The following is a 10,707-nucleotide window of genomic DNA, read 5'->3' on the forward strand; positions in this document are numbered from 1 at the left end:
GGGAGGCTGACGACCTCAACGCAGAAGGTCGGAAGGAGCCAGCCACATGCCGGAAGGTAGCAGTGGGAGCACGAACCCGCGCGGCCGCATGGCGGTCAGCCGTCGTGGGCTGCTCGCCGGTGCGGGTGCCGGAGCGGTCACGGGGGCGGTCGCCGGGGCGGCCGGCACGTGGGGTGCCGAGGCCGCGTCGGCGGAACCAGGATCGGCGGCGTTCGGGCCGGTGACGATACGTCCTGGCGACCCCCGTTACGACACCTTGTTGCGGGGCAACAACTTCCGGTTCGCGGGCAGGCCGGACGAGATCCGCGTGTGCGGCTCGACCGGTCACGTGGTGCGCGCCGTGTCGGACGCGGTGCGGTCAGGCAGGCGGGTCGCGGTGCGCAGCGGCGGGCACTGCTTCGAGAACCTCACCGGCGACCCGGCGGTACGCATGCTGCTGGACCTGTCCCCGATGGACGAGGTCACCTACGACGCCCGCCGACGGGCGTTCGCCGTGCAGCCGGGAGCGACGCTCGGCCACGTGTACCGGACGTTGTTCAAGGGCTGGGGCGTGACGATCCCAGCGGGCAGCTGCCCGGGGGTGGGCGCCGGCGGGCACTTCTCGGGCGGCGGCTACGGCGCTCTGTCCCGGCGCTACGGTTCGGTGGTGGATCACCTGTACGGCGTGGAGGTCGTGGTGGCCGACCGCGACGGCAGCGCCCGCGCCGTGGTCGCCACCCGTGAGCCCGGCGACCCGAACCGTGACCTGTGGTGGGCGCACACCGGTGGTGGCGGCGGCAACTTCGGCGTGGTCACCCGTTACTGGCTGCGCTCGCCCGGCGCGACCGGCGCCGACCCGTCCACGCTGCTGCCGCCGTCGCCGCAGCGGATGTCGCAGCGGGCGATCTTCTGGTCCTGGGAGCACATGACCGAACAGGCGCTCACCGGGCTGCTGCGCAACTTCGGGACCTGGCATGAGCGCAACAGCGCGCCCGGCTCCCCGTACGCCGGGTTGTACGGCATCCTCCACCTCTCGCACCGCGCCGGGGGGACCGCCGCCATGCTGATCGCCCAGATCGACGCGGATCTCCCCAAGGCGGACGACATGGTGAGCGAGTTCGTGTCCGCGGTGACCGCGGGCGTCGAGCTGACGCCGGTGCTCGACCTCCGGCGTACGATGCCGTGGTTGCACCCGATGACCTGGCCGGGCACCGGCGAGGCCGGCGACCTGCTCACCCGCCGCTACAAGATCAAGGCCGGATACCTGCGACGCCGGTTCACCGAGACCCAGCTCGCGGCCGTGCACCGCAACCTGACGAACAGCACCGGCGGGCCGGAGTCCGGCATGCTGCTCATCGGCTACGGCGGCCAGGTCGGCGCGCTCGCGCCGGAGGCCACGGCGATCGCCCAGCGCGACGTGGTCATGAAGGCGGTCTACCAGACCGTCTGGAGCGAGAAGAAGGACGACGCGGCCAACCTCGCCTGGGTGCGCCGCTTCTACCGCGACGTGTACGCCGACAGCGGCGGCGTGCCCGTGCCCGGCGAGGTCAACGACGGCTCCTACATCAACTACGCCGACGCCGACCTGGCCGACCCGCAGTGGAACACCTCGGGCGTGTCCGCGCAGACGCTCTACTACAAGGACAACTACCCGCGCCTGCGGCGGGTGAAGGCCACGTGGGACCCGCGCAACGTCTTCAGGCACGCCCTGGCCATCGAGCCTCCCCGGGCCGGCTGACCGGCGACGACGTTACGGAGCTAGATTGTCCGCTGCGGGCGAGCGCCGGGGAAGGAGGAGGCGGATGAACGATCCCGTGGCACGCTGGCCCGTGCTGACGGGCGTCGGGCCGTACGCGCTGCTGGCGTCCCTGACCGCGATCACCGTGGCCGACGGGTCTGAGTCCGGCGCGTCCGGCCTCACCGACCTCGTCCTGTCCGCGCTGCTGGCGGCGTGGATGCTGGGGGTCTACACACTCCGTCCCGCCTGGCGCGGGCGCGTGCCGGTGATGGCGCTCTTCCTCGCCGTGGTGGTCCTGCTCTGGGCGGCCCTCGTGGTGAGGTCGCCGTGGTTCGGCTTCTTCACCCCCGCCGTCTACGTCTACGCCTTCCGCGTCCTGCCGTGGCCGTGGCAGCCGGCCGGCATCGTCGCCGTGGGCGCGGTGGCGGGCACGGCGCAGGCGTACGGCGTCGACAAGACCACGGTCGTCGGCCTGGTCACCTACGGCGCCATTATCGCCGCGAACGCCATCCCCATGTGCCTCTTCGCCTGGTTCGCCCGGCGCGACGACGAGCGGAATCAGGAGCGCGACCGCGCGCTCCACGAGGCGCGCGAGGCCAACCGCAAGCTGGCGGCCTCGCTGGCGGAGAACGCGGCCCTGCACGAGCAGCTCCTGGCGCAGGCGCGCGACGCCGGAGTGCAGGACGAGCGGCAGCGGATGGCGCGCGAGATCCACGACACGCTGGCGCAGGGGTTCACCGGCGTCATCAGCCAGTTGCGCGCGGCCGAGCACGCCGGCGACGATCCGCCGGGATGGCGCCGGCACGTCGCCGCCGCGACCGAGCTGGCCAGGGAGAGCCTGTCTGAGGCGCGGCGGTCGGTGCACGCGCTGCGCCCGGAGCCGCTGCGTTCGGCGCGGCTGAGCGAGGCGCTGGCGGGCGTCGCCGAGCGCTGGTCGGCGTTGCACGAGATCCCCGTGCAGGTCGCGACGACCGGCACGGCGCGGCCGATCCGGCCGGAGGCCGAGACCGCGCTGCTCAGGATCGCGCAGGAGGCGTTGGCCAATGTGGCCAAGCACGCGCGGGCGACCAGGGTGGGGGTGACGCTGTCGTACCTGGAGCACGAGGCGGCCCTCGACGTCCGCGACGACGGCGGCGGCTTCGACCCGGCCGGGTTCGGCGGCGCCGCCGGGGACCCGCGGGCCGATCGCGGCGGGTTCGGGCTGATCGCGATGCGGCAGCGGATCGAGAGCGTGTCCGGCAGCCTGCAGATCGAGTCGGAGCCGGGCACAGGCACGGGCATCTCGGCCCGCGTCCCCTCCGAGCCGGCGGAGGCATGCGCGTGAGCCGGCCGATCGGGCTGCTGATCGTGGACGATCACCCAGTGGTCAGAGACGGGCTGAGCAGCATGTTCGCCCGCGACCCGGAGTTCGAGGTGCTCGGCGAGGCCGCCGACGGAGCCGAGGCGGTCCGGCTGGCTCTGACGCTGCGCCCCGACGTGATCCTCATGGACCTGCGGATGCCCGGCATGGACGGCGTGAGCGCGACCAGGGAGCTCGCCGAGCGGGGGTCCGGGGCCCGGGTGCTGGTGCTGACGACGTACGACACCGACGGCCACGTGCTTCCCGCGATCGAGGCCGGCGCCACCGGCTACCTCCTCAAGGACGTTCCCCGCGACGAGCTGCTGCGCGCGGTCCGTGCGGCGGCCCGGGGCGAGGCGGTGCTCGCGCCGTCGGTGGCCGCCCTGCTGATGAACCGCGTACGCGCGCCCGTCCCCGGGCCGCTCAGCCCGCGCGAGGTCGAGGTGCTCCAGCTGGTGGCGTCAGGGGCCACGAACAGGGAGGCGGCGGCCCGGCTCTTCCTCACCGAGGCCACGGTCAAGTCGCACCTGCTGAACATCTACGCCAAGCTCGGGGTGAACGACCGCGCCGCCGCCGTCACGGAGGCGTTCAACCGGGGGCTGCTCGTCCCCCGGCCGCCCGAGCCCTCCTGACGGACGGGGGCGAGCGCCGCAACCCGGCACCTCGTCGCCGGTCACGACGCGGGGAAGAAGGGTGGATCGGCCATCCCCTACGAAAGTCGCGTAAGCCGGGTGACTTTCGGCGGGGACGGTTCGCCGTCGCGGCGCGGCACGGTTGAGCGCATGAAGAAGACCGTGGCCGCGAGCGTGCTCGCGCTTTCCGCATCACTGACCACCCTCGGCGCGATCCCGGCCGAGGCCGCCGGGCCCGTCACCGCCCTGCCTGCGCCGACCGGCGACCATCCGGTCGGGAAGACCGACCTGCACCTGATCGACTCCAGCCGCCCCGACCCCTGGGTGAGCGACCGGAACGCGCGCGAGCTGATGGTCTCGATCTGGTACCCGGCGGGCAAGACCGCGGGCAAGAGCGCGCCGTACCTCACGCCGCAGGAATCAGAGCTGATCGTCAGGAGCGAGCCGCGGCTCGCGGACGTACCGGCGGACACGCTCGCCACGACCGTGACGCACGCCCGCGCCGGCGTTCCCGCGCGGCAGCGAAAAGGCGGATGGCCTCTGGTGGTCCTGTCACCCGGCATGACGATGCCCCGCGCGAGCATGACGTCGCTGGCCGAGGAGTTCGCCAGCCGCGGCTACCTGGTGGCGGGGATCGAGCACACCTACGAGTCGCTGGCCACCACCTTCCCCGACGGCAGGACCGTCACCTTCGAGGCGGGAAGGGCCGGTCAGACCCCTGAGACGGGGGAGAAGGTGGCCCGGGTGCGGGCCGCGGACACCGAGTTCGTCCTCGGACGGCTGAAGGCGGACAGGCGCTGGAACCGGCTGATCGACGAGAGGCGGATCGCCATGGTGGGCCACTCGGTCGGCGGCCAGAGCGCGGCGCACCTGCTGGCCGACTCCAAGCGGGTCAAGGCCGCGGTCAACCTCGACGGCACCTACAATCCCAAGACCCCGGCCAAACCGCTGGTCAAGCCCTTCATGATGATCGGCAATCCCGGGCACCAGCCTGAGTCGGGCGGCAAGGACGGCTCGTGGGACCTGTTCTGGCCGCACGTGAAGGGCGACGGCAAACGCTGGCTGACGGTGACCGGCGCCGAGCACATGAGCTTCGCCGACTACGCGGTGCTGCTGCCGCAGCTCGGGCTGCCCGCGGCCCCGATGGACGGCGCGCGGGCGGTCAGGATCACCCGCGCGTACGTCACCGCCTTCCTCGACACGCACCTCAAGGGCGGGCGCCGGCCTCTTCTGGACAGGCCGTCAGCGAAATTCCCCGAGGTGAGGTTCTGGTAGCCGCCGACGCTCACCAGTCGTGGATCGTGCCGTCCTTGAGCCGGTTGAACGGCAGGTACGCCGCATGGTACGGAAAGCGCGCCGCCGCCTCCTCGTCGAGCTCCACGCCGAGCCCCGGCGACTCGCCCGGGTGCAGGTAGCCGTCGGCGAAGGCGAACGACTGGCGGAACACCTCGTTGGTCGCGGCGCCGTGCTGCATGTACTCCTGGATGCCGAAGTTGTGGATCGCGAGGTCCAGGTGCAGGGCGGCGGCCATGCCGACCGGCGAGATGTCGGTCGGCCCGTGGATGCCGGACTTGATCTGGTACTGGGCGGCGTAGTCGAGCAGTTTCCGCATGGCCGTGATCCCGCCGGTGTGGGTGACGGCGGAGCGAACGTAGTCGATGAGCTGCTCGCGGATCAGCGTCTGGTAGTCCCACACGGTGTTGAAGACCTCGCCGATGGCCAGCGGGGTGGTGGTGTGCTGCCGGACCAGCCGCAGCGCCTCCTGGTTCTCCGCCGGCGTGCAGTCCTCCAGCCAGAACAGGTCGTACGGTTCGAGCGCCTTGCCGAGCTTGGCGGCCTGGATGGGGGTCATCCGGTGGTGCCCGTCGTGCAGCAGCGGCAGCTCGGGCCCGAACTCGCCCCGCACCGCCTCGAACACGCCGGGCAGGTGGCGCAGGTAGGCGCGGGTGTCCCAGTCCTCTTCCGCGGGCAGCGCGGCGCGCTGGGCCGGCTCGTAGTCGTAGCGCTTGCCGTCGACGCTCGGCTGCGCGGCCACGCCGTACACGGCGTTGATGCCCGGCACGGAGGTCTGCACCCGGATCGAGCGGTAGCCCAGCTCCAGGTGCCGGCGGATCGAGTCGAACAGCTCGGGCAGGTCCCGGCCCGAGGCGTGCCCGTACGCCATGATCCCGTTCCTGGAGGCGCCGCCGAGCAGCTGGTAGAGCGGCATCCCCGCGGCCTTGGCCTTGATGTCCCACAGCGCCACGTCCACGGCCGCGATGGCGGCCATCGTGACGGGCCCGCGCCGCCAGTACGCCGAGCGGTAGAGGAACTGCCAGGTGTCCTCGATGCGGTGCGGGTCGCGCCCGATCAGCAGGGGGACGACGTGGTCGGCCAGGTAGGACGCGACCGACAGCTCACGGCCGTTGAGGGTGCCGTCGCCCAGCCCGCTGATGCCCTCATCCGTCGTGATCCTGAGGGTGACGAAGTTGCGGTCGGGGCTGGTGACGATGACGTCCGCAGCGGTGATCTTCACTGAGTGCCTTTCTCACGGATGGTACGAGGGACGGCCGGCGGAGGCAGGTCACCATTCCGCGAAGGAGCCGTCCTGGTGCCGCCAGACGGGGCTGCGCCAGGTGTGCCCCTTCTTGGCGGCGGCGCGGACCTGCGCATCGTCGATCTCGATGCCCAGGCCGGGCGCGGTGAGCCGCTCGACGTGCCCGTCCACGAAAGCCAACGGGGTCCGGTCGGCGCAGTAGTCGAGCACGTCGGCGCCCCGGTTGTAGTGGATGCCGAGGCTCTGCTCCTGGATCAGGTAGTTCGGCGTGGCGAAGCCGACCTGCAGGCAGGCCGCGAGGGCGATCGGGCCGAGCGGGCAGTGGGGGGCGAGCTGCACGTCGTACACCTCGGCGAGCGCGGCGATCTTGCGTACCTCGGTGATGCCGCCGGCGTGCGAGAGGTCCGGCTGGGCGACCGCGATCCCGGCCTGGAGCACGGGCAGGAACTCCTGCCGGCTGTAGAGCCGTTCCCCGGTCGACACCGGGATGGTGGTCGAGCGTACGAACTCGCCGATGAGGTGGGAGTTCTCCGGGACGACCGGCTCCTCCATGAACAGCGGCCGGTACGTCTCCAGCAGCGGCGCCAGCCGGCGGGCGTTGGCCAGGGTGAAGCGCCCGTGCAGGTCGACGGCGACGTCGCGGTGGTCGCCGAGCACCTCACGGGCGGCGGCGACCCGGGCGACCACGCCGTCCAGCTCGGCGACCGACGCGACCGGGCTCATCCTGCCGGACGCGTTCATCTTCACGGCGGTGAGCCCGGCCTCGACCTGGGCGGCGATGTGGTCGCGCACCTCGCTGGGCTCGTCGCCGCCGACCCAGCCGTACACCCGGATGCGGTCCCTGACCGGGCCGCCGAGCAGCTGGTGCACGGGCGCGCCGAAGTGTTTGCCCGCGATGTCCCACAGCGCCTGGTCGAGGCCCGCCACGGCGCTGGCCAGGATCGGGCCGCCCCGGTAGAACGAGCCCTTGGTCATCACCTGCCAGTGGTCCTCGATGCGCAGCGCGTCCCGGCCGACCAGCAGCTCCGCGAGCTGGTCCACGGCGGCGCGTACGGTCTCCGAACGCCCTTCGCAGGTGGCCTCGCCCCAGCCGACGATGCCGGAGCGGGTCTCCACCCGGACGAACAACCAGCGGGGGGCGACCAGGAAGGTCTCGATGCGTGCGATGGTCGTCATGCCGGTCAGCCCTTCGTCGCGCCGGCGGTGAGGCCGGAGACCACGTACTTCTGCACGAACAGCGCGATCACCATGATCGGCAGCGTCACCACGGTGGTGGCCGCCATCAGGCCGCCCCAGTCGATGCTGGCGTAGCCGACGAAGTCGAAGATCGCCACGGGCAGGGTCTTGGTGTCCGCGTCGGAGAGCACGAGCGCGAACATGAAGTTGTTCCAGGAGAAGATGAAGGACAGGATCCCGGAGGTGGCGATCCCCGGCATGGACAGCGGCAGCGTGATGCGCCGGAACGCGCCGATGTGGGTCAGCCCGTCGACCAGCGCCGCCTCCTCCAGCTCCGTGGGCAGGCTGTCGAAATAGCCCATCATGATGTAGACCACGAGCGGCAGTGAGACGAACATGTGGCTGATGATCAGCACCCCGAAGCCGCCGACCATCTTCAGGTTGGAGAAGACGTAGAACCAGGGCACCAGCAGCGAGACGCCGGGGATGACCCGGGCCATCAGCACCACCAGCGCGGACTTCTTCATGTTGAACCGGCTCATCGAGTACGCCGCCGGCAGGCCGAGGACCAGCGACGCCACGGTGGCGGCGAAGGCCACCCAGAGGCTGTTGACGATGAACTCGACGTAGTTCGCCTGCTGGAGCACCTTGGCGTAGTTGCCGATGGTGGGGGAGAAGGCCAGAGCCTTGGCGGGGTCGTAGATGTCGACGTTGGTCTTGAACGACGCGGCGATCATCCAGACCAGGGGCGCGACCAGGGTGAGCACCACGACGATCAGCGCCACCACCCGGAACACCCGGTACGCGGGCCGTGGCCTCATCGCTTGGCCTCCTTGCGCCGGGCGGTCAGGGCCCACATGGCCCCGATGATGATCAGGAAGAAGAGGATGAGGACGGTGGAGGAGACGCCGTACTCGTTGTAGTCGAAGCTGAGGCCGTAGGCGTACACGTTGAGGGTCTCCACCTCGTGGAACGAACCGCCGCCCCGCCCCTTGGTGGCGTAGAGGATGTCGAACGTCTTCAGCGCGTCGATGCCGCGCAGCAGGATCGCCACGGTCAGCGTGGGAGCCAGCAGCGGCAGCGTGACGTGCCGGAAGCGCTGCCAGGTGCTCGCGCCGTCGATGCGCGCCGCCTCCTGCGGCTCGTCCGACAGCGATGTCAGCCCGGCCAGCAGGATCAGCGCCACCATCGGCGTCCACTGCCACACGTCGATGAAGATCGTGGTGGGCAGGGCCGTGTACTGGCCGGCGAGCCATGGCTGCGGCCCGATGCCGAACCAGCCGAGCAGCTGGTTGGCCAGGCCGATGTTCGGGTCGAAGATGAGCCGCCACATCATGCCGACCGCGACCGGGGTGGCGACGAGCGGCAGCAGGACGGCGACGCGCACCCACTTCTGGCCCTTGAACGGCCGCCAGAGCAGCAGGGCGATCGCCATGCCGAGCACCACCTCGAACAGCAGCGCGACGCCGGTGAACGCGGCGGTCCTTCCGACAGACGGCCAGAACCGTTCGGTGTCGGAGAGCACGTCGAGGTAGTTCTGCAGGCCGATGAACTCGCTCTCCGCGCGGACCGACCCCTCGGCGTCGGTCAGGCTGAGGTAGCCGGTCCAGGCCAGGGGGAACACGAGCAGCGCGGCGACGAAGGTCATCGCGGGCGCGGCGAAGATCCACTTACGGTGGTGGTCCACCCAGCGCACCCAGCCGGGGGTGCCGGGGGCGGTGGGCGTGCCGCGCGCCGCCTTGGTCGTGATCGTTGCCATGAGGTCTCCAGGGAGGGACGGGGTACGCGGGCGACGGAGCGCCGGCTCCCGTCACCCGCGTGTGCCGCTTACTCGGCCTCGTCTACTTGGCCTCGTCGTCCAGGAACTTCTGGAACGCGGCGTTGGCCGTGTCGGCGGAGGCGGCGGCGTCCTGGCCGGTGATCGCGTCCACGATCGGCTGGCCGACGATCTCGCGGGCCTCGGCGACCTGGACGACCAGCGGCCGGTCATGGCCCACCCCGTCCTCGGTGCTGGCCGCGATGGCCTCCGCCAGGTCCTCGGGGAAGGTGGAGGTGCCTTCCGGGTCCTCCCAGACGGAGGTGCGGGCGCCCGGCACGCCGGACTTCTGCTGGGCGAGCGTCTGCTCCTTGCTGGTGGCCCACTCGATGAACTTCCAGGCGTTGTCCGCGTTCTCGGAGCTGTCGTTGATGCCCAGCGCCCACGACGGGATGTTGTACGGCTTGGAACCGGCCGGGCCGGCCGGGAACGGGGCGAAGCCCACATTGTCCGAGATCTTGGACTTGGCCGGGTCGGTGGCGTTCTTGTAGAGCGAGTTCGCCTCGGTGTAGAAGGCGGCCTTGCCCTGGGTGAAGATGGCCATCGCCTCGGGCCAGCCCATGTCGGTGCTGACGTTCGCCGGGCCCGAGTCCTTGATCAGCCCGCCGTAGTAGGCGAACGCCTGCTTGGCCGCCTCGCTGTTGACCGCGGCCTTGCCGCTGCCGTCGACGAAGTCGCCGCCGAAGCTGTAGAGGAAGCTGGAAAACTGGGTCACCGCCGTCGACTTCCCGGTGCGGGCGACGAACCCGGCGACGCCCGGCTCGGCCGTCTTGATCTTGGCTGCGGCGGCTTTCAGCTCGTCGAGGGTCTTCGGCGGGGCGCTCAGTCCGGCCTTGTCGAGCAGGTCCTTGCGGTAGTAGAGGACCTCCTGCTCGGTGATGATCGGGACCCCGACCGGCTTGTCCTCGTACGTGGTGGCCTCGACCGGGCCGGCCTGGAAGTCGCCGAAGTTCCAGGTCTGGGACTTGACCCGGTCGGACAGGTCGGCGAGGTACTTGTTCTTGGCGAAGAGCTTGCCCTCCTGCAGCGGGCGGTACATCATCACGTCGATGTCGGACGAGCCGGCGTTCAGCTTGACGTTGTACTGGTCGGAGAGCTGGTCCTCGCCGAGCTGGGTGACCTCGACCTTGAGCCCGGACTGCTTCTCGAACTCGGGCAGCGCCTTCTTGATGTTCTCGGTCCACACGTGGTTGGCCAGGGTGACCCGGACCGTCTTTGACGCGCCGGCGCTGCCGTCGCCGCCACCGCCGCAGGCGGACAGGCCCATGGCCACGACCACGGCCAGAGATGTACCGAGTATCGATCGACGTCGTCGCACGTCATCTCGCCTTTCTGTCATGGCCGCCGCCCCCTGAACAGGGCCACGCGTTCATAGCATCCGCTTATTGCCGGGATGTTAGGACAATTAAGCTGATTTATTCAAGGGCTGACTTCCAAATGATATGCTTTATTCCGTGGATCAGTCTTCAGCCCCGGAGGGCGCACCCACCC

Annotated in this window: 9 protein-coding genes; 4 read left to right on the plus strand and 5 right to left on the minus strand. The window is 70.6% G+C overall.

What is annotated here, in order from left to right; genetic code table 11:
* Window positions 1-46 precede the first annotated feature (46 nt).
* The 4 genes from E1267_RS39705 (at window position 47) to E1267_RS39720 (ending at window position 4,963) form a co-directional block, all read left to right on the plus strand.
* Complete coding sequence (locus tag E1267_RS39705) at window positions 47-1,717, plus strand: FAD-binding oxidoreductase (RefSeq protein WP_132340811.1); 1,671 nt, start codon at window positions 47-49, stop codon at window positions 1,715-1,717.
* A gap of 64 nt (window positions 1,718-1,781) precedes the next feature.
* Complete coding sequence (locus E1267_RS39710) at window positions 1,782-3,041, plus strand: sensor histidine kinase (protein WP_132340813.1); 1,260 nt, start codon at window positions 1,782-1,784, stop codon at window positions 3,039-3,041.
* A complete protein-coding gene (locus E1267_RS39715; protein ID WP_132340815.1) occupies window positions 3,032-3,688 on the plus strand; it encodes a response regulator in 657 nt (218 codons plus the stop codon). Before E1267_RS39710 ends, E1267_RS39715 begins: the two co-directional genes overlap by 10 nt.
* Before the next feature lie 150 nt (window positions 3,689-3,838).
* The gene (locus E1267_RS39720) at window positions 3,839-4,963 is read left to right on the plus strand and encodes an alpha/beta hydrolase family protein (RefSeq protein WP_132340817.1); all 1,125 of its coding nucleotides are present in this window, start codon (window positions 3,839-3,841) and stop codon (window positions 4,961-4,963) included.
* A gap of 10 nt (window positions 4,964-4,973) precedes the next feature.
* On the opposite strand, the gene manD is transcribed toward E1267_RS39720, so the two are convergent.
* The 5 genes from manD to E1267_RS39745 form a co-directional block, all read right to left on the minus strand.
* Window positions 4,974-6,203, minus strand: a complete 1,230-nt coding sequence (manD, locus tag E1267_RS39725; RefSeq protein ID WP_132340819.1) for a D-mannonate dehydratase ManD — start codon at window positions 6,201-6,203, stop codon at window positions 4,974-4,976.
* Window positions 6,204-6,251: 48 nt separating this feature from the next.
* A complete protein-coding gene (gene dgoD / locus E1267_RS39730) occupies window positions 6,252-7,400 on the minus strand; it encodes a galactonate dehydratase (RefSeq protein ID WP_132340821.1) in 1,149 nt (382 codons plus the stop codon).
* A 5-nt stretch (window positions 7,401-7,405) separates the two neighbouring features.
* On the minus strand, window positions 7,406-8,221 hold the full coding sequence (locus E1267_RS39735) for a carbohydrate ABC transporter permease (protein ID WP_132340823.1): 816 nt from the start codon (window positions 8,219-8,221) through the stop codon (window positions 7,406-7,408).
* Window positions 8,218-9,159: a carbohydrate ABC transporter permease gene (locus tag E1267_RS39740; RefSeq protein WP_201762071.1), complete on the minus strand. Its 942-nt coding sequence runs from the start codon at window positions 9,157-9,159 to the stop codon at window positions 8,218-8,220. The genes E1267_RS39735 and E1267_RS39740 overlap by 4 nt, the downstream gene beginning before the upstream one ends.
* A gap of 82 nt (window positions 9,160-9,241) precedes the next feature.
* On the minus strand, window positions 9,242-10,534 hold the full coding sequence (locus E1267_RS39745; protein ID WP_220449899.1) for an ABC transporter substrate-binding protein: 1,293 nt from the start codon (window positions 10,532-10,534) through the stop codon (window positions 9,242-9,244).
* Window positions 10,535-10,707: the final 173 nt, after the last annotated feature.

It is taken from the genome of Nonomuraea longispora, assembly GCF_004348345.1.
Classification (GTDB): domain Bacteria; phylum Actinomycetota; class Actinomycetes; order Streptosporangiales; family Streptosporangiaceae; genus Nonomuraea; species Nonomuraea longispora.